The sequence below is a fragment of the Leifsonia shinshuensis genome, from assembly GCF_022606355.1.
GTDB lineage: Bacteria > Actinomycetota > Actinomycetes > Actinomycetales > Microbacteriaceae > Leifsonia > Leifsonia shinshuensis_B.
The window spans coordinates 392,656-414,876 of sequence record NZ_JAHHZQ010000001.1; the positions used below are offsets into that span (position 1 = coordinate 392,656).

18 protein-coding genes are annotated in these 22,221 nt (G+C 70.2%); 2 read left to right on the forward strand and 16 right to left on the reverse strand.

Annotated features, from left to right (window positions below):
• From KNO15_RS02015 to dusB, 5 genes are all read right to left on the reverse strand, one after another.
• Positions 1-1,635: an ABC transporter substrate-binding protein gene (locus tag KNO15_RS02015; RefSeq protein ID WP_241701725.1), complete on the reverse strand. Its 1,635-nt coding sequence runs from the start codon at positions 1,633-1,635 to the stop codon at positions 1-3.
• A 256-nt stretch (positions 1,636-1,891) separates the two neighbouring features.
• The gene (gene dnaG, locus KNO15_RS02020; protein ID WP_241701726.1) at positions 1,892-3,775 is read right to left on the reverse strand and encodes a DNA primase; all 1,884 of its coding nucleotides are present in this window, start codon (positions 3,773-3,775) and stop codon (positions 1,892-1,894) included.
• Between the two features lie 46 nt (positions 3,776-3,821).
• Complete coding sequence (locus tag KNO15_RS02025) at positions 3,822-4,862, reverse strand: DUF4282 domain-containing protein (protein WP_241701727.1); 1,041 nt, start codon at positions 4,860-4,862, stop codon at positions 3,822-3,824.
• Between the two features lie 76 nt (positions 4,863-4,938).
• A complete protein-coding gene (locus KNO15_RS02030) occupies positions 4,939-6,201 on the reverse strand; it encodes a deoxyguanosinetriphosphate triphosphohydrolase (protein WP_241702659.1) in 1,263 nt (420 codons plus the stop codon).
• A 25-nt stretch (positions 6,202-6,226) separates the two neighbouring features.
• Complete coding sequence (dusB, locus tag KNO15_RS02035; protein ID WP_241701729.1) at positions 6,227-7,450, reverse strand: tRNA dihydrouridine synthase DusB; 1,224 nt, start codon at positions 7,448-7,450, stop codon at positions 6,227-6,229.
• A 33-nt stretch (positions 7,451-7,483) separates the two neighbouring features.
• Between dusB and KNO15_RS02040 the strand changes: the two genes are divergently transcribed.
• Positions 7,484-7,981: an aminoacyl-tRNA deacylase gene (locus KNO15_RS02040; RefSeq protein ID WP_241701730.1), complete on the forward strand. Its 498-nt coding sequence runs from the start codon at positions 7,484-7,486 to the stop codon at positions 7,979-7,981.
• A 47-nt stretch (positions 7,982-8,028) separates the two neighbouring features.
• Here KNO15_RS02040 and KNO15_RS02045 read toward each other — a convergent pair whose 3' ends face one another.
• The 4 genes from KNO15_RS02045 to recO are packed head-to-tail and all read right to left on the reverse strand — an operon-like array spanning position 8,029 to position 10,444.
• A complete protein-coding gene (locus KNO15_RS02045) occupies positions 8,029-8,184 on the reverse strand; it encodes a hypothetical protein (RefSeq protein WP_241701732.1) in 156 nt (51 codons plus the stop codon).
• Positions 8,181-8,876: a DsbA family oxidoreductase gene (locus KNO15_RS02050; RefSeq protein ID WP_241701734.1), complete on the reverse strand. Its 696-nt coding sequence runs from the start codon at positions 8,874-8,876 to the stop codon at positions 8,181-8,183. Before KNO15_RS02050 ends, KNO15_RS02045 begins: the two co-directional genes overlap by 4 nt.
• Positions 8,877-8,906: 30 nt before the next feature.
• A complete protein-coding gene (locus KNO15_RS02055; RefSeq protein ID WP_241701736.1) occupies positions 8,907-9,707 on the reverse strand; it encodes an isoprenyl transferase in 801 nt (266 codons plus the stop codon).
• Complete coding sequence (gene recO, locus KNO15_RS02060; RefSeq protein ID WP_241701737.1) at positions 9,704-10,444, reverse strand: DNA repair protein RecO; 741 nt, start codon at positions 10,442-10,444, stop codon at positions 9,704-9,706. Before recO ends, KNO15_RS02055 begins: the two co-directional genes overlap by 4 nt.
• Positions 10,445-10,514: 70 nt before the next feature.
• Here recO and KNO15_RS02065 point away from each other — a divergent pair, with 70 nt between their 5' ends.
• A complete protein-coding gene (locus KNO15_RS02065) occupies positions 10,515-11,276 on the forward strand; it encodes a trimeric intracellular cation channel family protein (RefSeq protein WP_241701738.1) in 762 nt (253 codons plus the stop codon).
• A gap of 125 nt (positions 11,277-11,401) precedes the next feature.
• Here the strand turns inward: KNO15_RS02065 and leuA are convergent, their stop codons facing one another.
• The 7 genes from leuA to KNO15_RS02100 all read right to left on the reverse strand — a co-directional run bounded on the left by leuA (position 11,402) and on the right by KNO15_RS02100 (position 22,219).
• A complete protein-coding gene (leuA, locus tag KNO15_RS02070; RefSeq protein WP_241701740.1) occupies positions 11,402-13,177 on the reverse strand; it encodes a 2-isopropylmalate synthase in 1,776 nt (591 codons plus the stop codon).
• 137 nt (positions 13,178-13,314) lie between these two features.
• On the reverse strand, positions 13,315-15,903 hold the full coding sequence (locus KNO15_RS02075; RefSeq protein ID WP_241701741.1) for a bifunctional lysylphosphatidylglycerol flippase/synthetase MprF: 2,589 nt from the start codon (positions 15,901-15,903) through the stop codon (positions 13,315-13,317).
• A gap of 44 nt (positions 15,904-15,947) precedes the next feature.
• Positions 15,948-17,228: an alpha/beta hydrolase gene (locus tag KNO15_RS02080; RefSeq protein WP_241701742.1), complete on the reverse strand. Its 1,281-nt coding sequence runs from the start codon at positions 17,226-17,228 to the stop codon at positions 15,948-15,950.
• Between the two features lie 132 nt (positions 17,229-17,360).
• Positions 17,361-18,800, reverse strand: coding sequence for an ABC transporter permease (locus tag KNO15_RS02085; RefSeq protein ID WP_241701744.1), 1,440 nt, complete (start codon positions 18,798-18,800; stop codon positions 17,361-17,363).
• A complete protein-coding gene (locus KNO15_RS02090; RefSeq protein WP_241701746.1) occupies positions 18,797-19,549 on the reverse strand; it encodes an ABC transporter ATP-binding protein in 753 nt (250 codons plus the stop codon). Before KNO15_RS02090 ends, KNO15_RS02085 begins: the two co-directional genes overlap by 4 nt.
• 109 nt (positions 19,550-19,658) lie before the next feature.
• Positions 19,659-20,348 carry a response regulator transcription factor gene (locus KNO15_RS02095; RefSeq protein WP_308220415.1) on the reverse strand — a complete coding sequence of 230 codons (690 nt, stop codon included), beginning with the start codon at positions 20,346-20,348 and terminating at the stop codon, positions 19,659-19,661.
• Positions 20,345-22,219: a sensor histidine kinase gene (locus tag KNO15_RS02100; RefSeq protein WP_241701747.1), complete on the reverse strand. Its 1,875-nt coding sequence runs from the start codon at positions 22,217-22,219 to the stop codon at positions 20,345-20,347. The genes KNO15_RS02095 and KNO15_RS02100 overlap by 4 nt, the downstream gene beginning before the upstream one ends.
• Positions 22,220-22,221: the final 2 nt, after the last annotated feature.

Genomic DNA, 22,221 nt, shown 5'->3' on the forward strand with positions numbered 1-22,221 from the left:
CTAGCTCTTCGACAGAGCCGCGTAGCGGAACTTGAACGACGGGTCGAGCGTCTTGTCGGCGCCCGAGACGTTCTTGCCCACGACGGCGACCTGGGAGCCCTGAAGCAGCGGCAGGGTGGACAGGTCCGCACCCACCTTCGCCTGGATCTCCTCGATGAGCTTGGTGCGCTCGGTCGGGTCGGTGGTACCCAGCTGCTGGGTGATCAGCTGCTGGACCTCGGGGTTGTCGTAGTGGTTCGCGAGGAAGTTGTCCTTGCTGAAGAACGGCGACAGGTAGTTGTCCGCGTCGGAGTAGTCCGGGAACCAGCCCAGCTGGTACGCCGGGTAGAGGTCCTTCACGCGGTCCTTGGAGTACTGCACCCACTCGGTCGACTGCAGGTTGACCTTGAACAGTCCGCCGTTCTCGAGCTGCTCCTTGACGAGTGCGTACTCGTCGCCGGAGGACGGGCCGTAGTGGTCCGGGTTGTACTGCAGGTTCAGCGCGATCGGCGTGGTCACGCCCGCCGCCTGGAGGACGGCCTTCGCCTTGTCGAGGCTCGGGCCCCCGTTGCCGTCGCCGTAGAGGTCCTTGAGGACGGTGGTGGCGCCGGTCAGGCCCTGCGGGACGAAGGAGTAGACCGGGGTGTAGGTGTCCTTGTAGACCTGCTTGGCGATGGTCGCGCGGTCGACGAGGTCGGCAGCGGCCTGGCGCACGGCGAGGGCCTTCTTGGCGTCGGCCTCCGGAGTGGTGGCGCCGTACGGCTGGGTGTTGAAGTTCCACACGATGTAGCGGAGCTCACCGCCCGGGCCCTTGACGACCTTGACGTTCTTGTCGGTGCCGAGGCTCTGGACGTCGGTCGCCGACAGGCTGCGGAACGCCACGTCGATGGCGCCCTTCTGGATGTCGAGCTTGAGGTTCGACGACTCCGCGTAGTACTTGACGTTGACCTTGTCCGTGGCCGGCTTGCCCAGCAGGCCCTGGTAGTTCGGGTTCGCCTTGTACGCGATGAGGTTGTTGAAGTCGTAGCTCGTGATGTCGTACTGCCCGGCGAACGGGTGACCCTTGACGATGGTGTTGTCCGGGGTGACCTTGTCGGCGGAGAAGACCTGGTGGTCGACGATCGGGCCGGCCGGGCTCGAGAGCACCTGCGCGAAGGTCTGGTCGTTCGGCACCTTGAGCTTGAACACTGCTGTGGTCTTGTCCGGGGTGCTCACGCTGTCGAGGTTGCCCAGGAGCGACGCGGGGCCGTTCGGGTCGTTGATCTTCAGCTGACGGTCGAAGGTGAACTTGACGTCCTCGGAGGTCAGCGCGTGACCGTTCGCGAACTTCAGATTCGGCTTCAGCTTCACGGTGTACTCGGTCGGCGACGTGAACGCAGCGCTCTCGGCGATGTCCGGCTTCACGTCCGGGCTGCCGTAGGGCGAGTTCATCAGGAACGGGTAGACCTGGTTCATCACGGCGAACGAGCCGTTGTCGTACGACCCTGCCGGGTCGATCGACGTGATCTTGTCCGTCGTGCCGATGGTCAGCGTGCCGCCGCTGGAGCCGCCGGAGCTGTTGTTGCTCCCCGAGCAGCCCGCGAGCACCAGCGCCGCGGCCGCGAAGGCCGCTGAGACGGCGAGCAGGCGCCGTCCGCCGATGTGAACGGATCTCATATCCGATTACCTCTTCCTTGGTGGGATCACTGAGACGGCCGAGCGCACGCGAGCGCCTCGTCGCCGAATCGCGTTGCCACAGTCCTAGCATGAATGCCGCGTGGAGTGCGCATCCTGCCGCGGATCGCGGCGCAATCTTTACATCGACGCAACAATATCGCGCGCATTCGTGCAGGATGACGCGGATTCCGTCGTCGGGGTGCACCGGTGCCTTATGCCGCCCGGCCGGACTGGCCCACCGTCGCCCGCCGGCGGACTACTCGCCGCGCAGCCGCATCCGCTCCTGGTCGATCGACGACAGCGCCACCTGCAACGACCGTCGAAGATCCGCGTTCTGCGGGTCGGTGCGCGCCAGACGGGAGGTCAGCTCGGCCTTCTCGCGCAGGAGGTCGCGGTCGATCAGGCCGTCGAGGATCGAGCGCGCGTATCGACCGGCGTCGGAACCGGCCTGCGGCAGCGCGGCCACCGCCAGCGCGTTCACGGTCGGCTCGTACGCCGGCGGCACCTCCGCGAGGATGCGATCCACCCATCCCGGGTCGGCGAACGAGGGCAGCTGGCTGGCGATCGCGTCGCGCACGACCGCGTGCGTCGGGTTGACGAACGGCACCTGCACAGCGCGCGCCGCCCGCTCTGCACCGACCTCCGCGGGCAGCTGGAGCAGCACCATCAGGCTCTCCCGCTCCGTGCGCTGCGTCGGGTCGGTCGGGTCGACAGGCGCCGGCGCAGGCTGGGCCGTGCCCTGCTCGCCGGCGGGGCCCGGCGACGGGGACTGCTGGGGCGCCGCGGACGCGCCCCGACCGCCCGAGTCGCCGCGCTGCCCGCGCTGGGCCGACCGGACGGCGCGCAGCGCGTCGTCGAGGTCGGCGCCGGAGAGCCGCGCCAGCTCGCGCGTGTAGCCGTTCTGCGAGGCGGGGTCGCGGATCGTCGCGACGATCGGCGCGCCCGCGCGGAGCGCCGACGAACGGCCCTCCACCGTGTCGAGGTCGAAACGCTCCACGACCTGCCGGATCATGAACTCGAACATCGGCTTGCGGTTGTCGATCATGCGGCGGACCGCGTCATCGCCACCCGCCAGCCGCAGGTCGCAGGGGTCGAGACCATCCGGACCGACGGCGACATAGGTCTGCGCGGAGAAGCGCTGCTCCTCTCCGAAGGCGCGTGCCGCCGCCTTCTGGCCGGCCGCGTCGGGGTCGAAGGTGAAGATGACGGACCCGCTGCTGCTGTCGTCGCCCATCACCCGTCGGATCACCTTGATGTGATCGACGCCGAACGCCGTTCCACAGGTTGCGACCGCTGTCGTGATCCCGGCCAGGTGACAGGCCATCACGTCGGTGTACCCCTCCACCACGACGACTTCGTCTCGACGCGAGATGTCGCGCTTGGCGAGGTCGAGGCCGTACAGCACCTGGGTCTTCTTGTAGACGGCGGTCTCGGGAGTGTTGAGGTACTTCGGGCCGTTGTCGTCATCGAGCAGCCGGCGCGCGCCGAACCCGATCGTCTGGCCGGTGATGTCGCGGATGGGCCAGACCAGCCGGCCGCGGAACCGGTCGTAGACGCCTCGATCACGCTGCGAGACGAGCCCGGCGGCGAGCAGCTCGTCCGGCGTGAAGCCCTTGGTGCGCAGGTGGTTGGTGAGCTCGTCCCAGCTCTTCGGGGCGAAACCCACACCGAAGTGCGAGGCGGCCGCCGCGTCGAAGCCGCGCTCCCCGAGGAAGCGCCGGCCGGGGTCGGCGTCGGGAGCGGCGAGGCGCTCGCGGAAGAACTCCTCCGCCGCGTTGTTGGCGGCGAGGATGCGGGCGCGGTTGCCGCTCGACTCGCTCGGGCCTCCCCCGCCCTCCTCGTAGTGCAGCTGATAGCCGATGCGGCCGGCGAGCCGCTCGACGGCCTCGGTGAACGAGACATGGTCGAGCTTGACGAGGAACGCGTACACGTCGCCGCCCTCGCCGCAGCCGAAGCAGTGGTACCGCCCGACGCCCGGACGCACGTTGAAACTCGGGCTCTTCTCGTCGTGGAACGGGCAGAGCCCCTTGAGAGAGCCGACGCCGCCCGGCTTCAGACTGACGTAGTCGCCGATGATGTCGGCGATGTTGGTGCGGGCCTTGACCTCGTCGATGTCACTCTGTCGTATCCGGCCGGCCATGATCCGATTCTAGTGATCGGGTACGACCTTCCGGCGCGGGACGCCGCTACTCCCGCGGGGGGCGCCGGCGCCGCGTGTTCTGGGCGATCTCGATGATCGCGCAGAAGACCTCGATCGTGACCCGCAGCAGCAGCACGGCGAGGATGGCCGCGACGAGCGTCACCAGCACGCCCAGCAGGAAGATGAACGCTCCGCCCGGGGAGTCGGCGGCGATCGCGATGCCGAGGCTGTTCGCGAAGCCCACCACGATCCCGAGGCCGATCAGCACCAGGCCGACGACGTACACCGGGCCGGCGAGCTTGCGTGTCACATAGCTCGTGAAGGTGAAATCGAACAGCGACGAGAAGAAGCGCGAGTCGTCGAGACGGTCGGCCAGGTCGTTCATGCTGCGACCCTGCCGCCCGGCCGTCTCGCCGTCGGGGCCGGCCGCTGCGGTGCCCTCGGTGGGCGGGGAGGCCTCGGCCGGTCCACCTGCGGCGGCCGGCGACGTGCCAGCAGCCGGCGACGTCGTGTCTGCGCGCGCCGCGGGGGCCAGCACGTCCTCGTCCGCCGCCTGGAGCGGGATCGTCTGCGCGGGAACGGGAGCGTCCTCGTCCGCGAGCTGGTCGGCGACCGCGGTATCGGTGGGTGCGAGCACCTCGGTCTCCCCCGTCGGCTCCCGGTAGAAGTCTGTGGCCGATGGCAGGACCGCCGTCTCGGTCTCCGGCGGCTCCGGGGCGCGCTCGTCAGGATTCTGCGAGCTCGCGACCGGTTCCGCCGGCGAAGCGGAGGTGTCCGCAGCGGCGGGCGCGGCGGCCTTTCCGAGCATGGCGTCGAGAATCTCGGGCGCCTCGCCGTTCGGCGAGATCGGTGGCGTGGCCGTCGAGCGCTTGCGCGCGGACGGCGTGCGCTTGACCGGGTTCTCCGCGTCCTCCGGCTTCTTCGCGGCAGGAGTGCGGCGCGCGGTGGTCCGCTTGGGGGCCGGCACGGTCGGCGACCCCGGAGCTGCTGTGCCCTCCGAAGTGGGCAGAGAACCGGCCTCCTGGGGAGCGGCCTCCTGGCCCGCTGCGGGCCTGTCGCCGTTCGACGGTGGCTGTGCGCTGGTCATTCGTTTCCCTCCGATGCCGTGCCTCAAGCATTCTGCACCCGGGCCGCCGTTTCAAGCCTGCGCGCGGCGCGCCGGGTCAGTGCTGCACGAGCCTTTCGTACCAGCTCAGCGCCGACTGGTCGGTCAGGCTGGCGACCTGGTCGACCACCACCCGCTTGCGCTCGCGGTCGCCCGCCGCCTGATGCCAGTCCTCCTGGAACCCGGGGTCGAGCTCCTGCGGCCCGCGCGCGAGCAGGATGTCGGCGAGGGTGGTGAGGATCTGGCGCTGCTGCGCGTAGATGGGCTGACGGGTGTTGCGAGACATCACGAAGGTCGCGACGATGCCCTTGAGCACGGCGATCTCGGCGCGGATCGCGTCGGGCACGACGACATCCGCGCCGAACCGGCGCAACTCGACGCCGCCGGCCGTCAGCTTGGTCTCGTGCACCGCGGCGTGCGCGAAGCGGCCGATCAGCTGGCTGGTGAGGTTCTTGAGATGAGCTTGCGCCCGTCTGCTGCCGTTCCAGCCCTCGAGCCAGATGTCGAGGCTGTCCAGGCGGTCGAACGCGGCGATCAGCTCGTCGTGGCTGAACTCGCCGCCCACCCACTCGTACATCGAGCGGACGAGGTCGTCATGGTCCACGCGGCTGCTCAGCGCCGCGACGTCGATGTAGCCGTTGACGACGGCGTCCTCGAAGTCGTGCACCGAGTACGCGATGTCGTCCGACAGATCCATCACCTGGGCTTCGATGCAGCGCGTGCGGTCGGGAGCGCCGTCGCGCATCCACTCGAAGACGGCGTGATCGTCGGCGTAGAAGCCGAACTTGGCACGCCCGCTGGGGTCCGCCACCGCGTTCGATTCCGGCCAGGGGTACTTGCAGCTGGCGTCGAGGCTCGCTCGCGTCAGGTTGAGGCCGTAGGCACGGCCGTCGCGCCCGAAGACCTTCGGCTCGAGGCGGGTCAGCAGGCGCAGGGTCTGCGCGTTGCCCTCGAAACCTCCGATGTCTTCGGCCCACGAATTGAGGGCGCGCTCGCCGTTGTGGCCGAACGGCGGGTGGCCGATGTCGTGCGCGAGGCACGCGGTGTCGACGATGTCGGGGTCGAGGCCGAGGCTCGTGGCGAGCTCGCGGCCGACCTGGGCGACCTCCAGGGAGTGGGTGAGCCGGTTGCGGGCGAAGTCGAGCCCTGCGGTCGGGCTGAGCACCTGCGTCTTGGCGGCCAGCCGCCGCAGAGCGCTCGAGTGCAGCAACCGCGCGCGGTCGCGCGCGAAGTCGCTCCGCCTGCTCGAGTGGTGCTCGGGGAGCCAGCGCTCGGCGTCCCGTTCGCTGTATCCGTCGGCCGGGACGTCAGCGCCGGCGATCGGCGTCACGGTCGAACGTGCCGCGTTATCCGCCACTGTTGTGCACCTCCGCCTCTGCGACCTCCGCCCGGGCGCTGCCGGCGAGCTCCCTGCTGTCGAGCCAGCCCTCGGGGAGCGCCGGCCGCTTCGGAGAGCCGGCACGGCCGCGCTGGCCTTCCGCGGCCTCACCCGGATACTCCTGGCTCCAGTCGAGGGTGGCGAGCAGGTCATCCAGGTGGGCGAGGGTGTCGACGGTCGCCAGGCTCGCGCGCAGGTCGCCGCCGACCGGATAGCCCTTGAAGTACCAGGCGACGTGCTTGCGGATGTCGCGGCAGCCGCGCTCCTCGCTCTCGAAGAACTCCACCAGCAGCTCCGCGTGGCGGCGGAAGGTCGCCGCCACCTGGCCGAGCGTCGGGTGCGCCTGCGCGAGCGCGGCCTCCTCGGCGCTGAGCTCACCGGAGCGCGCACGGAACGCGGCGGCGAGGTCGCCGAACAGCCAGGGCCGGCCGAGGCAGCCGCGACCGACCACCACGCCGTCGCACCCGGTCTCGTCGACCATGCGGATCGCATCGGCCGCCGACCAGATGTCGCCGTTGCCGAGGACCGGCGTGCCGGAGATCGTCTCTTTGAGCTTGGCGATCGCCGACCAGTCGGCGTGGCCCGAGTAGAACTCCGCCGCGGTGCGGGCGTGAAGCGCGATCGACGCCACCCCCGCGCCCTCCGCCGCCTTGCCGGCCTCGAGGTAGGTGAGGTGGTCGCCGTCGATGCCCTTGCGCATCTTGACGGTCAACGGGATATCGCCGGCGGCCGCGACGGCGCCCTCCACGATCTCGCGGAAGTGGTTCAGCTTCCACGGCAGCGCCGCTCCGCCGCCCTTGCGGGTCACCTTGGGCACCGGGCAGCCGAAGTTGAGGTCGATGTGGTCGGCGCGGTCTTCGGCGACGAGCATCGTGACCGCCTCGCGGACGGTCTTCGGGTCGACGCCGTACAGCTGGATGCTGCGCGGGGTCTCCGACTCGTGGTGCGTGATGAGGCGGAGCGACTCCGGCGTGCGTTCCACCAGCGCCCTCGAGGTGATCATCTCGCTCACGTAGAGACCGGCGCCGAATTCGCGGCAGAGTCGGCGGAAGGCGGTGTTGGTGATCCCCGCCATAGGCGCGAGGACGACCGGAACGTCGAGCGCCAGCGGGCCGATGGCCAAGCGGGAGCTCGGATCGGCATGCCGAGGGCTCGTCTCCGTGCGGGAGGCTAGGGTTGCGGTAGTAGACATCTGCATCGATTCTCCCAGAAAGCGTGCTGATACATGGCCGAGAGCCCGGAAGTCGTGGAACCCCGCGCCGGACGGCGACGTGTGGAGGACGATGCCGTGGCCCGCGGCATACCGGTCCGCATCGTCGAGCGACCGGCCGCCCGCAGCCTCGAGGAGGCGGCGGAGCTGCTGGGCATCGAGCCGGCCGACATCGTCAAGACGCTCGTGGTCAAGCGCAGCGACGACACGTTCGTCTTCGCGCTCGTCCCCGGTGGCCGCAAGATCTCGTGGCCCAAGTTGCGTGCCCTCCTGCACGTCAACAAGCTGCAGCTTCCGGACGCCTCGGTGGCGCTCGCCGCGACCGGATACGAGCGCGGCACCATCACCCCGTTCGGCAGCACCACCGCGTGGCCCGTGATCGCCGACGAGACCGTGGCCGGCCGCACCGTCTCGATGGGAGCCGGCGAGCACGGCTACTCGCTCTTCGTCGACGCCGATGCCCTGCTGGCCGGCTTCGACGCCACCGTCGCCGACATCACCGACCCCGAGTAGCCCGCTCCGCGGTCGAGACGGCGCATTCTCCGCCGCCTCGCGGTGGGCTACGGAAGCGGGACGGCGCAGGAGTCGCCGTCGCACGCGGCGGCGGACGGGTCTCCCAGGAGCGCGAGCGACGGGCGCGGAGCGGCCGCGACGGCCTCGACCGCGATCGGCATCGCCGCGTCCGCGACCTGCTCCTCGTGGGGCGCGGCGCTCATGCGCGGGCCTCGGCCGTGGCGGACTCGTCGGCGGCGGCGCGCTCGGTCCAGACCTGCTCGAGCGCCTGCGCGAAGGTGGCGGACTCCTGGGCGCCGGAGACGCCGTAGCGGCCGTCGATCACGAAGAACGGGACTCCGTTGATACCGAACTCGGCGGCCGTGCGCTGATCGTCGCGCACGGCGGCGAGGTACTCACCGGACTCCATCGCCTCGACTGCGGCGTCGCGGTCGAGCCCGACCTCCGCGGCCAGGTCGGCCAGATCGTCGACGCGGCCGACGTGGCCGCCCTCCACGAAGTACGCCCGGAACAGCCGCTCGGCCAATTCGAGCTGCTTGCCGTTCGCCTTCGCGAAGTGCAGGAGCTCGTGCGCCTTCACCGTGTTCGTGTGCTGCAACGAGCCGAAGTCGTAGTCCAGCCCCACGGAGGACGCGATCCCGGTGACGCGGTCCAGCATCTGGTGAACCTGCTCGGCGGGGATGCCCTTGTGGCCGGCGAGGAAGTCGACCTCCGTGCCGTCGAAGTCGACGGGGGTGTCGGGCGACAGCTCGAAGGAGTGGTACTCGACCTCCACGGCGCGACCGTCGCCGGCCTCCGCGAAGAGGGTGCTCCCGCCTTCGAAACGGCGTTTGCCGATGTAGCACCACGGGCACGCGATGTCGGACCAGATGTCGATCTTGATGGGTTCGCTCACAACAGGGGTCAACATCGTGCAGCGCTGCAGTTATTCCGGTGTGTCCACGGCACCGCCGAACCGCCGGTTCCGCCGAGCGAAGATGTCGATCGCGTTCCACAGGTCGGTGCGCGAGAAGTCCGGCCACAGCGTGTCGAGGAACACCATCTCGGCGTACGCGCTCTGCCACAGGAGGAAGTTGCTCGTGCGCTGCTCACCCGAGCTGCGCACGAACAGGTCCACGTCGGGCATGTCCGGGAGGTACAGGTGGCGCTGGATGGTCTTCTCCCCCACCGCGGACGGCTTCAGCCGACCGGCCGCGACCTCCTCGGCGATCGAGCGCACCGCGTCCGCGATCTCGGTGCGACCGCCGTAGTTGACGCACATCGTCAGCGTCAGCACATCGTTGCCCGCAGTCATCCGCTCCGCGAACTGCAGCTCCTTGATCACCGACGACCACAGCCGGGGCTTGCGGCCGGCCCACCGCACGCGCACACCCCACTCGTTGAGCTGGTCGCGCCGGCGGTGCAGGACCTCCCGGTTGAATCCCATGAGGAAGCGCACCTCGTCGGGTGAACGCTTCCAGTTCTCGGTGGAGAACGCGTAGACGCTCAGATGCTTGACCCCGACCTGGATCGCGCCAGCCACGACGTCGAGGAGGGAGGCCTCCCCGGCCCGGTGACCCTCGATGCGCGTGAGCCCCTGGCGGTTCGCCCATCGGCCGTTGCCATCCATCACGATCGCGACGTGCTCGGGGACAGCGCCGGACGGGAACGCCGGCGGGTGGATGCCGGTCCAGTCGAGCGGCCGGTACGCGACCGCGTCCCGGTGGGTGTAGGGCTTGGGGCTCATCCACTCGCCTTCTGGTCGTGCTGAACGTGCTGCAGGGAGCGCAGTCCGCGCTCCAGATGCCACTGGGTGTAGGCGGCGACGAGACCGTTCGCCTTCGACCGGGTGCCCTCGTCCGACGCGTCGGCCGTCTCCCAGTCGCCGGTGAGCAGGGCACCGAGCAGCGCGATCGTCGCCGAGTCGATCCGCGGCGCGCCCTGCGGTGCGCAGTCGTCGCACACCACGCCTCCGAGCTGCACCACGACGTGCGCGTGGGGGCCGGTCGCGCCGCAGCGCGAGCAGTCGAGGAAGCTCGGCGCCCAGCCGGCCAGCGACAGCGCACGCAGCAGGTAGGAGTCCAGCGTGAGCTGCGGGCCGTGCTCGTGTCGCGAGAGCGACCGCAGGGCGCCGACCAGCAGGAGGTACTGCTGCAGCGATGCCTCCGCGTCGGTCAGCCGGTCGGCCGCCTCGACCATCGCGTTCGCGGCGGTGTAGCTCGCGTAGTCGTCGGCGATGAGCGCGCCATAGGCGCCGATCGTCTCGGCCTGCGTCACGACGTCGAGCGAACGCCCCTCGTAGAGCTGGACGTCGGCGACCATGAACGGCTCCAGCCGCGACCCGAACTTGGAGGCCGTGCGCCGCACCCCCTTGGCGACGGCACGGATCTTGCCGTGCTGCCTGCTGAGCATCGTGACGATCCGGTCGGCCTCGCCCAGCTTGTGGGTTCGAAGCACGACGACTTCATCACGGTAGACAGGCACCCCTCCAGTATCGCGCGTCATCCGCCCCACCATGCTCAGGTGGACGCCTCCGTCGTGATACAAGTGACGGGTGACCTCCGCCGCCTTCACGATCCCCCTCTGGGGCGACCTGGTCGCCGTCGGCGTTGGCAGCCTCCAGGGCGCGATGTTCGCGTCGGGGTTCCGCGACCGCCGGCTCGACCTGCTCGGGGTCGCCATCATCGGCGTGGCGACCGGCGTCGGCGGCGGACTCCTGCGCGATCTGCTGCTCAATGTGACCCCGGTCGCGCTGCAGTCGAACTGGTATCTTCCGGCGACGGTCGTCGCCGCTCTGGTCGGGATGCTGCTGGTGCGGCTCTTCCGCCGGCTCGACCCGATCATCACCTTCCTCGACGCGCTGACGATCGGGTTGTTCGGCGCCATCGGTGCCACCAAGGCGCTGGCGCTCGGGCTTCCGGAGGTGCCGGCCGTGTTCGTCGGAGTCGTCTCGGCCGTCGGCGGTTCGATCCTGCGCGACATGCTGCTGAACCTCCCGATCGCGCTCATGCACGTCGGTTCGCTCTACGCGGTCGCTGCCGGGGCCGGCACGATCGTCCTGGTCCTGCTGGTCGACTTCGGCACGCCGTTCACGATCGCCGCCATCGTGTGCGTGTTCGTCACCCTGCTGATCCGGCTGCTCGCCGTGCGGTTCGGCTGGAGCCTGCCGGAGCAGCGCGAGCTGGGACGACTGCGCACGCCCCGCTGGATGGCGTTCGGGTTCGGGAGGCGGCCGAGCGCCGAGCACACCAACGAACGCACCGACACGGGCGCGATCCCCCGGTACCGCATCGACCGACCCGACGACTCGGACTAGAAGCGTCGTCGCCAACTCCGGAGACCCGGGGCGACACACCGCCCGAAAGTCCGGAACTCCGGAGATCAGGGCCGTGATGGCCCGGATCTCCGGAGTTCCGGACAGGGGGCGGACGGCAGGCGGGGTCAGGCCCCGACGAGCTCGGCCTCCGTCGCGTGGCCGGACGACGCGCGCACCGCGCGGTTGACCGCCGACACGACCGCCTTGAACGACGCGGTCGTCGTGTCGCCGTCGATGCCGACGCCCCAGAGGCGCACGCCGTCGACGTCCAGCTCGACGTACGCGGCGGCCTGCGCCGACTCGCTCGCCGACAGCGTGTGCTGCGAGTAGTCGTACAGGTGGGCGTTGATGCCGCGGGCGTTCAGGATGTCGAAGAACGCGGCGATCGGGCCGTTGCCCTCCCCTGTCGCCTTCGAGACCGTGTCGCCATCGCGCAGGGCGACGGTGAGGGTGACGTGATCGCCGCTCTCGTTGGTGGTGCTCGTGCTGCCCAGCTCGAACCGACCCCACTTGGCGTCGGGGTCGGAGTCGGGAGCCGGAAGGTACTCGTCCTGGAAGATCGACCAGATCTCGCCGCTCGTCACCTCGCCGCCCTCGGCGTCGGTCTTGGCCTGCACGACACCCGAGAACTCGATCTGCAACTTGCGCGGCAGGTCGAGGGCGTGGTCGGTCTTCAACAGGTAGGCGACGCCGCCCTTGCCCGACTGCGAGTTCACCCGGATGACCGCCTCGTAGCTGCGGCCCAGGTCTTTCGGGTCGATCGGCAGGTACGGGACCGCCCAGACCAGGTCGTCGACGGAGACCCCTTCGCGCTCCGCCCGGGCGGCCATCGCTTCGAAGCCCTTCTTGATGGCGTCCTGGTGCGACCCGCTGAAAGCGGTGAAGACCAGGTCGCCGCCCCACGGGCTGCGCTCGCCGACCGGCAGCTGGTTGCAGTGCTCGACGGTCCGCTTGATCTGGTCGATGTCGCTGAAGTCGATCTGCGGGTCGATGCCCTGAGTGAACAGGTTGACGCCCAGCGTGACCAGGTCGACGTTGCCCGTGCGCTCCCCGTTGCCGAACAGGCACCCCTCGATGCGGTCGGCTCCGGCCATGTAGCCCAGTTCCGCGGCGGCCACGGCGGTTCCGCGGTCGTTGTGCGGGTGCAGCGACAGGATGACGTTCTCGCGGTGGTTCAGGTGCCGCGACATCCACTCGATCGAGTCGGCGTAGACGTTCGGCGTCGCCATCTCGACGGTCGCGGGCAGGTTGATGATCACCTTGCGCTCCGCGGTCGGCTCGAAGACGTCCAGCACCTGGTTGCAGATGTCTGCCGCGAACTCCAGCTCGGTGCCGGTGTAGCTCTCGGGCGAATACTCGTAGTAGATCTCGGTGCCGGGGACCAGCGACTCGAACTGCTTGCAGAGCCGCGCGCCCGACAGCGCGATGTCGATGATTCCCTGCTGGTCGGTGCGGAACACCACGTCCCGCTGCAGGATGCTCGTCGAGTTGTACAGGTGCACGATGGCCTGCTTGGCCCCGACCAGCGACTCGTAGGTGCGCTTGATCAGGTGCTCACGCGACTGGGTCAGGACCTGGATGGTGACGTCGTCGGGGATCGCGCCCTCTTCGATGAGGCTGCGAACGAAGTCGAAGTCGGTCTGGCTGGCCGACGGGAAGCCGACCTCGATCTCCTTGTAGCCCATGCGCACCAGGAGGTCGAACATGATGCGCTTGCGCTCGGGGCTCATCGGGTCGATCAGCGCCTGATTGCCGTCGCGCAGGTCGACGGCGCACCAGCGCGGAGCCTCCGTGATGCGGTTGGCGGGCCAGGTGCGGTCGGGCAGGTCGACGCGGATCTGCTCGTGGAAGGGCCGGTACTTGTGGATCGGCATGGCGCTCGGCGCCTGAGTGTTCTTCATGGTCTGTCTTCTCCTCGCGGTGTGGTGTGGAGAGCCAACGACGAACTCCGCGACGAGGGAGGCCCGGAACTAGGACTCGTCGCGGCAGCTAAGGAGGAGCAGACCGTACACAGAAACCACGGTACCACGCCAGGCGTTCACCCGCGGCCCACCGCCAGCGCTGCCGCCTGCCGCACCGAGAGGTCGGGCAGGTATGCGCGCACGAGGCCCACGCCGATGGCCGGCAGTGCGACCGGGTCGGGGTAGGCCATGATCAGGGGGTGCAGCTCGGGCTGGAACTTCTGCTTGAACTTGAGCAGCGAGCGGAACCCGTAGACCGGCTCCAGAGAGGTGCTGAGGTAGCCGAGCACCCGGTCCATGCCGCTCTTGGCGTCGTCCGCCGTGCCGGCCGTGTGCGCGAGAGGAGCCGCCGAGAGGCTCATGAACTCGATCCCGTCCTCTTTCATGCGCGTCGCGGCCTCGGCGATCAGGAACTCCATGACGCCGTTGATGCTGCCGGGGCGTCGGCGCATGAAGTCGAGCGTCCACCCGACGACGTGGCCGTCGCGGTAGCTCGGCAGCCACGAGGTCACGCCCTCGACCCGGCCCGCCTCGTCCACGGCGAGCATGAGTCGCACGGCCGGGTCGTGCAGCTCGTCGAGCCCGCCGAGGGTGAAGCCCATCTCGGGAAGGTCCTTCTCTGCGACCCACTGCTCCGAGATGTCGGACAGCTGCACCGCGGTGCTCAGCGGCAGGGCGGCGAAGGTCGTCCACTCCGCGCGGATGCCCGCGCGCTGGGCGCGGTTGATCGAGCTGCGCACGTCCTGCCACTTCTTGCCGGTGGTCGCCCACTGCTGCGGCCGGATCACCGTCTCCTCCGCCACCGTCATCGTCGACCAGCCCATCCGGTCGAAGAGCGGCTGGTACTCGGCGTCCACACTGTAGAAGACCGGGATCCAGCCGCTGTCGTCGCAGAAGCGGGCGAAGCGCTCGATCATGCCGTCGTGCTCCGCCTGCGGCGCCCCGAAGGGCGCGCCGGTCGTGAGGGCGACGCGGCCGACGACCCGGTAGGCCACCGCTCCCCCGCTCGCGGAGTCGAACCAGTAGCTGTTGCCCGGCCAGGTGGTCATGAACGAGATCGCGTCACCGCCGCCGCGCTCGAGGAGCCCGCGCACCCGGCCGGCGTCGCCGCTCGACCGGCGCCACGCGCCGCGCCCGAACATGAAAGGCACGGCGGCGAGGATCGCGACCAGCCAGAACACGGTCCCGATGTTGTGGTAGACGATCGTGGCCAGCGGGGTCGTCGGCAGGTACTGCACGGGCTCGCGACGCAGGAAGCTCACCGGGATGAACCGTTCGAGCACATCGTTGAGGAGGTCGCTGGCATCGATCGGCCGGGTGAAGCCGGTGTCCTTCTGCAGCCAGCCGACCAGCACGTACAGCGCGATCAGCCCGACGCCCGTCAGCACCACCGTCAGCACGTAGCGGCGAATGGAGCGGGCCGTGGCGAGCACGGTGAAATGCCGCCGGTAGACGACGAGGAGCACCGCCATCACCGCGGGCACGAGCGCCGACAGCGCGAGGATCAGCGTCACCTCCCAGTAGCGCGGCGAGACCGTCGGGCGCGGGTCGGCGAACGGGAGGATCCCGAAGTAGAGGGCGGACAGCACGGCGAGCAGCGCGTTCACCGCGACCGCGAGCCAGACCGCGAACCGGCGCCCGCGCAGCAGGCCGTACGCCGCGACCAGGAGAGCCAGGAGCGGCAGCACCGAGATCAGCACCGGGCCGAGGCCGTTGATCCGTTCCAGGGTGAGGTCGTGCACGCAACTGCGCGTGACGGCGAACGCCTGGCACCGCTCCAGCACGCTGCCTCGATCGGGCACGTCGCTGGAGAACAGCAGGCCGATCGGCGACAGCATCCCGTAGCGCGACTGGGTGAGCAGGCCGATCACCGGGCCGAGCGCCGTGATCGTCACGGCCGACGCGAGCAGCACCCTGACCTCGTGATGGGAGCTGCGACGCCAGCCGGCCAGACGCACGTGCGGCCGCAACAGCACGCCGAGCCCGAGGCCGGCGAGGACGGCGAGCAGGCGATAGAGGTCGGACGGCAGGCCGGAGTAGAGCACGTACATGATCGCCACGAGCAGCGTGATCACCCGGATGCGGCGACGCCACAGCGTGCCGGCGAAGGCGCTGGCCGTCATGATCGTCCCCGCGATCCCCGTGAACACGTCGAGGGCCACCAGGTGATGCACGTTGCGCGACCACATCTCGCCGGTCTGCGAGCCGAGCAGCTGGATCCCGATTCCCGCGCCGATGCCGATGGCGGAGGTCGCCACGAACGCGAGGGCGGTGCGCCACGTGCCCATCAGCCGCTCCGCGGCGCCCACCAGCACCACCGAGAGCACGAGCACGACGATCAGCTCGGCGAGGTTGTCCGTGAAGAGCACGGCCGTGACCGGCGACCACCAGTGCCCGTCCAGCAGCTGATCGGGACCCGCGCCGAGCCAGACCCGCAGCGGCCGGTGCGGGCCGTGGATCGGCCCGGTCGCCAGTGCCAGAACGAGGATGAGCGCTGTGAGACCGGTCGTGAACGGGTGACCGGCGACGAGCCGGCCGATGCGCTGCAGGGTGCCCCGCAGCCCCGCGGCGGGCTCGGACGGCTGGCGCGGGGGCACAGGAGCGCCCGGCTCCGGCGCGGAGGGCTGCCCCTCCGGCGCGGATTCCGGGCCCGTCGCCTGCTCCATGGGCGCTCCCCCCATCGGCGTCCCTCCCGCGGTCACAGCATCGTTCACGGAGCCAGCCCCATCTGCGCGGCCACCGCGGGGAAGCCGTTCGTGAGTGTGTAGCGCACCGTGTTCCAATCATGGGCCGTGCCCGGCGAGATCAGGAGCTCGCTGCGGATCCCCGCTGCGAGCGCATCGGCGTGCAGCGTCTTCGCGAATGCAGTGTACTTGGCGTCGTTCTGCCCGGCGCCGAACACGATCAGCGAGTCGGCGTACGGTGCGTGCGCCCTCATCGCGGCGCCCAGTTGGGCGTCGGCGAACGCCGAGGCCGAACCTCCGAATCCGGTGGAGATCGTGAGCGCCTCGTTGCCGAGCGTCGGCCCGAGCTCGCTGGAGGAGGCGAGGGCCGATCCGAACAGGTCTGGACGCTCGGTCGCGAACTGCGCGGCGCACGTCGCGCCCTGCGAGTATCCGAAGACGCCCCACGCGGCCGGATCGCTGCTCACCCGAAGGTGCGAGGTGATCCAGTCGCGCACGTCTTTCAGCAGATAGGTCGCGGAGTTCCCGTACGCCCGGGAGTCGATGCACATCGGGTTGCGGCCGGGACCCCCGAGCTGGTCGGGCGCCACGACGATCGGCGCGTAGCCGTTGTGCTTGGCGGCGAAGGCGTCGAGGTAGGCGCCGATGCGGCCGGCGGTGAACATGTCGGCCGGCGCGCCCGGCTGTCCCGACAGCGCGTAGAGCACCGGCAGGGCCGGGGGGTTCGGGCCGAGCGCGGCGGGCGGGAGGTAGACGACGGCCTTGCGCGCGGGGAACCCGCTGACCGTAGCCGGGATGCGGACCGTGCCGATCTCGCCCTTCGTCGGCGGGTCCGCCTGCGTCGTGGAGGACGACCATGCTGTGCCCGCGATGACCTCACCGCGCTCGGCGTGGAGGTCGAGCGCCTTGTACGGGATGACCCCGAGGGCGTCGTTGAGGTTGCGGTACTCGCCGAAGTCGACGTTCACCCCGGCGAAGGCCGTGAGGAGGAACACCGGGATGCTCACCCCGGCGACGACCTTGCGCCACCAGCGCGACCGGAAGAAGTTCGCGACCGCGAGCGCGATGCCGCCGACGCCGAGCGCCACCCACATCGTGGTCACGGGCGTGAGCCCGACACCGAAGATGTTCATGACGTCGTCGGTCAGCCACACCAGGAACCAACCGAGGAGCGCGCCGCCGACGAACGCGAGCGCACCGGCGAGCGCCCGGCGCCAGGTGGGCCGCACGATCAGGTAGAGGGCGAGGAGCGCTGCGATGACGTCGACGGTGATGAGGAAAGGAGGCTTGTCGATCCTCAGGGTCATGAGCCAGTTCAGGGTGGTTCCTCTCGGCGGAGCAGCGCGGCGGCAGAGTCGGCTGCCGTCGGTTCTTCAGTATCGGGCACTCAGCCTGCGGAAAGCTGAGGCTTGATGAGCGTTCAGGAAACTTGGAGGCCGTCAGTCGACAGCGAGCGCCTCCACCGGGGAGACCCGGGTGGCCCGCCGGCTCGGAGCGACGGACGCGCCGACCGCCAGCACGGCCGCGGCGAGCACGATCGCCCCGATGAACAGCCACGGCACGGCGGGGGCGACCAGCCCGGCTCCTGGGAGTTGCCCGAGCAGGGTCTGGGCGCCGATCCACCCGTAGAGGGTGCCGAGCACCAGCCCGCAGAGGACCGCCGCGACGACCAGCTGACCGCTCTCGGCGAGGATCATCCTGCGCACCTGCGACGCGCTGAGACCGAGCGCGCGCAGCAGCCCGAGCTCCCTGCGCCGCTGCAGCACAGCGAGCGACAGGCTGTTCACGACGCCGACCGCTGCGATCACCGCCGAGAACCCGACGAGCGCGCTGAACACGAGCATCGTGGCCGTGAGGACGCTCTCGGTGCCCTGGTAGAGCTCCGGTTCCTTCGCGGCGGCCGCGCGCATGATCACGAGCCAGGTCTGCGTGGCGACGACGAACATGGTGATCAGCGTGACGCCGATGACGAGGCCGATCGCCGTCCGCGAACTCCGTTCCGGGTTGCGCAGCGCGTTGGCGGCTGCGAGCCGGGTGGCTGCGCCCCGACCCAGGAGCAGCCCGATTCCACGGAGAACGGCCGGGAGGAACAGCGGCGCCGCCACGATCACTCCGGTGAACGACACCAGTCCGCCGACCATCGCGACCAGCACGCCGTACCGGCCGAAGTCGGCCAGCGCCGCGTCACCGGAGCGCGCGAAGAGACCGAGGCCGAGCGCCAGCCCGAAGCCGAGCAGCGCGGCCCCCGGCACGATCAGCAGCAGGGACGCCGCGATCCTTCCTTTGCTGCGCAGTCCGCTCGAGGGGCGTTCCTCCGCAGCGCCCAGGGCCTCGACCGGTGCCACACCCAGCACCCGCCTGCTGCCGATCCAGGAGGCCAGCCAGGTCGTGAGGACCACCACGACCGGCGGTGCCAGCAGCGACGGTGTGAGCACCGGATACAGCGTGTCGGGGAGCACGCCGGTCCACACGAACGCGCGCACCGCGACGAAGGCGAGCACGACGGCCACCACGCCGCCGGCGGCCGCTCCGATCACGCCGACCGTGAGGCCCTCCCCCGCCACCGACCGGCGCTGCGCGCGCGCGGTCGAGCCGAGGAGACGCAGGAGCGCGATCGTGCGGGTGCGTCCGGCGATGACCGTCGCGAAGGTGTTCGTCGTGACGATCGCGCCCACGAACACGGCGATCACGAAGAACACGCCGGCGACCAGAGCCAGCGCGAACTGCGCGGAGCCGTGCGAGCCGACCTCCGTCGTCGAGATGAACGCTCCCAGGACGTTCGTGCAGGCCAGCAGCGCGACCCCGAAGGCGGCGCTCAGCGCGGCGACCAGGATGCTCGCCCTGTGGTCTCTGGCGTTGGCGCGGAAGGCCCGGATCACGCGCGCGCCTCCATCCCGAGCATGAACGCGGAGATCTCCTCCGCGCTCGACCGCTCGCGCTCCGCGATCACGCGGCCGTCGGCGAGGAACACGATGCGGTCGGCGTAGCTCGCCGCCACCGGATCATGGGTGACCATGGCGATGCTCTGGCCGTGCAGCCGGGAGGCCTCCTGCAGCACGCCGAGCACCTCTCGCCCGGTGCGCGAGTCGAGGTTGCCGGTGGGCTCGTCGGCGAAGATCAGGTCGGGTCTCGTCGCGAGCGCCCGCACGATCGCAACGCGCTGCTGCTGGCCGCCCGAGAGCTCGTGCGGGCGGTGGGTCAGCCGATCCTGCAGCCCGAGCGACTCGATGAGGGAGTCCGTCCACTCGCGCTGCACGAGCGTGGGCTTGCGGCCGTCGATCTCGAACGGCAGCAGGATGTTGGCGCGCACATCGAGGGTCGGCACGAGGTTGAACGACTGGAAGACGAACCCCACGCGCCGGCGGCGCAGCACCGTCAGCTCGGCGTCGCCCATCCCGCTGATCTCGGTGTCGCCCAGGAAGACCTGACCGCTGGACACCGAGTCCAGCCCGGCCATGACGTGCATGAGGGTCGACTTGCCCGAGCCGCTCGGCCCCATCACCGCGGTGAACCGGCCGGCCGGGATCCCCACGGTGACGTGATCGAGGGCGATGACCCGGTTCGGCCCGGATCCGTAGGTCTTCGTCGCAGCGTCCACGCGCGCGACCATGCTGGAAGGATTGTCCATACCTTCACGCTAGGAAGCCGCCGGGCGCAGCGGATCCGGCTGCGGGGTCATCCGCCGTCCGCCCACAGGATGATTCACCGGGTGATGAACGGGTGATCCCGGACGCGGGTCAGTCGGCGTCGCCGCCAGCGGGCGTCGTGAGCCCGTGCTCGAAGGCGTAGACGACCATCTGCACACGATCGCGCAGCCCGAGCTTCGACAGGATCCTGCTGATGTGCGTCTTCACCGTCGCCTCGCTCAGATACTCCGAGCCGGCGATCTCGGAGTTGCTGAGTCCGCGCGCAGCCAGCGCGAAGATCTCGCGCTCCCTGCCGGTCAGCGACGTGAACTCCGTGGGCTCCTGCGTGGAGCGCTGGCTGTCGGAGAAGTACTCGAACAGCTCCCTGGTCGCGCCCGCCGCGATGACGGCGCTACCGGCGTGCACCGTGCGGATGGCGGCGAGGAGGAACTCGGGTTCCGCGTCCTTGAGCACGAACCCGCTGGCCCCGCCGCGAATGGCCCGCGCCGCCGCTTCGTCGAGGTCGAACGTGGTCAGCACGATGATGCGGGCGGGAGTCCGCCCCTCGCGCTCCGCCTCCTCGACGATCCGGCTCGTGGCGGCGATGCCGTCCATGACCGGCATCCGGATGTCCATGAGCACGACGTCGGGCCGTGCCTCACGCACGAGCTCCACGCCCTCCCGCCCGTCGGAGGCCTCGCCCGCGAACTCGAGATCGGGCTGCGACCCGACCAGCATGCGGATCCCGGCACGGAACAGCGCCTGGTCGTCGACCAGCGCGACACGGATCGGGGCGCTCACGCGCGTACTCCGGCGACCACGGGCAGGAAGGCCTCCACGAGGAAGCCGTCGGCCGCCGGCCCGGCCGTGAGCGAGCCCCCCGCCAGCACCGCACGCTCGCGCATGCCGGGGAGGCCGTGCCCGATGCGTGGCAGGGAGCCGGTCGTCGTCTGTTCCTGTGGTGGTGTCTTCATGCTGTTCCTCACGGTGATGGCGATGCCGGGTGCTCCGTCGGCGCGGCCGGCCTGGGCCAGCACGACGGTGACCGGTCTGCTGGTGTCTCCGTGCCGGAGCGCGTTGGTGAGCGCCTCCTGCACGATGCGGTACGCGGCGATCTGCTGCGCGGAGCCCAGGCCGTCGAGCTGCCCTCGACGTTCCATGGTCACCGGCAGGCCGGCGGCGCGCACCTGCTCGACGGTGTGGTCGACATCGGCGAGCGACGGTTGGGGGCCCTCGGGCTGGCTCTGCCGCAGCTCCGCGAGCAGCACCCGCACGTCGACCAGAGCCGACCGCGCTGTCGCGGCGATGGTCTCCAGCGCCGTGTCGACCGCGTCCGGGTCGGCGTGGCGTGCATACCGTGCCCCGTCGGCCTGCGCGATGACCACGGCCAGCGAATGCGCGACGACGTCGTGCATGTCGCGGGCGATGCGCGTGCGCTCCTGCTCGACGACCACGACCTCCTCGGCCCGGTTGCGGTCGAGCTCCGCCGCGATCTGCGCGTGCCGGGAGGCCCGCGCGTTGCGCCACGTGCGCACGAGGAGGCCGAGCACCCACGACAGCCCGAGGACCGTGACGCTCACGACGAAGAGGAACGCGAACTGCAGCGCGAGGCCGGTGAGCTGCGTCGACAGCAGGTCGAAGTAGCCCTGGGCCAGGGCGGAGGTCAGCGACAGGTACAGGGAGGCGACCAGGGCTCCGATGCCCGCCGAGATGAGCCCCGCGTAGCGCACCACCCGATCGCCGTAGAGCGCAGTGGCGTAGAGCACGATCAGCACGGCGATGTCGCTGACCAGGATGTTGTGCCCCGTCGTCATCTGCAGGACGGCGGCCAGCCACGCGATCGCCAGCGACACGGCAGGCGACATCCGGCGCAGCGCGACCGCCACGGCGAAGACGATCAGCACGAGGAAGGTCGACCGCCCGCTGGCGTCGGGCATCAGGCTGGAGGCGAAGTCCGCGATGAGGCAGAAGAAGATGTAGGCGACCGCGCCGCCGATGTCGAACGTCAGCTGCGGCCGGGTCAGCCGGCGCACGAGGCCGGGTTCGTCGTCGCCCGCGGTGGCCGGAGCGCCACCCGAGGAGGCGAGCCAGACCAGCACGGAGGGCGCCGAGCTCGAGCGGGCCGACGACGCCGAAGCCACCCGCTGCCGGGCCACCAGGAAGCCGAGCAGCCAGGCGGTCGCGAACACCACACCCAGCAGGAGGCTCATCATCAGGAACCCCACCCCCTGGCTCGTGTAGTAGCCGCCGATGACGGGCCCGAACTGCGGGAACTTCACCTCGCCGCGCACCGTGAGGAGGTAGGCCTCGGCGGGTGCCCAGAGGATCGCGGAGGCGAAGGCGAACCAGCGCGAGACCCTGCCCCCGTGCGACGAGATCCCGAAGATCGCGATCACGACCGCCGTCGTGGCGAGCACCCGGTGCGGCAAGGGAAGCGACATGCCCTCGGTGAGCTCGGCGATGACCGCGAGCCAGGCGATCTCGAGGGCGACCACGGGCAGCACGCGCGAGAGGGCGACGGCGGCGCAGTACAGCAGCGACGCGAGCGCTCCGGCCAGATCGAACGAGAGGCCGGTCAGCAGCCACAGCCCGAAGAGCAGCACGGCGACAGCGGGCTCCAGCACCCACCGGTGCGGTGCGAGCGCGCTCAGGAGCCGCGTGCGATCCGACATAT

Coding starts and splice junctions, on each gene's coding strand:
- KNO15_RS02015 (WP_241701725.1), bottom strand. CDS start 1,635: ATGAGATCCGTTCACATCGGCGGACGGCGCCTGCTCGCCGTCTCAGCG.
- dnaG (WP_241701726.1), bottom strand. CDS start 3,775: ATGGCCGGCCGGATACGACAGAGTGACATCGACGAGGTCAAGGCCCGC.
- KNO15_RS02090 (WP_241701746.1), bottom strand. CDS start 19,549: ATGGACAATCCTTCCAGCATGGTCGCGCGCGTGGACGCTGCGACGAAG.
- KNO15_RS02040 (WP_241701730.1), top strand. CDS start 7,484: ATGGCCGAGAGCCCGGAAGTCGTGGAACCCCGCGCCGGACGGCGACGT.
- KNO15_RS02080 (WP_241701742.1), bottom strand. CDS start 17,228: ATGACCCTGAGGATCGACAAGCCTCCTTTCCTCATCACCGTCGACGTC.
- KNO15_RS02075 (WP_241701741.1), bottom strand. CDS start 15,903: ATGGAGCAGGCGACGGGCCCGGAATCCGCGCCGGAGGGGCAGCCCTCC.
- KNO15_RS02045 (WP_241701732.1), bottom strand. CDS start 8,184: ATGAGCGCCGCGCCCCACGAGGAGCAGGTCGCGGACGCGGCGATGCCG.
- KNO15_RS02100 (WP_241701747.1), bottom strand. CDS start 22,219: ATGTCGGATCGCACGCGGCTCCTGAGCGCGCTCGCACCGCACCGGTGG.
- leuA (WP_241701740.1), bottom strand. CDS start 13,177: ATGAAGAACACTCAGGCGCCGAGCGCCATGCCGATCCACAAGTACCGG.
- KNO15_RS02055 (WP_241701736.1), bottom strand. CDS start 9,707: ATGAGCCCCAAGCCCTACACCCACCGGGACGCGGTCGCGTACCGGCCG.
- dusB (WP_241701729.1), bottom strand. CDS start 7,450: ATGTCTACTACCGCAACCCTAGCCTCCCGCACGGAGACGAGCCCTCGG.
- KNO15_RS02025 (WP_241701727.1), bottom strand. CDS start 4,862: ATGACCAGCGCACAGCCACCGTCGAACGGCGACAGGCCCGCAGCGGGC.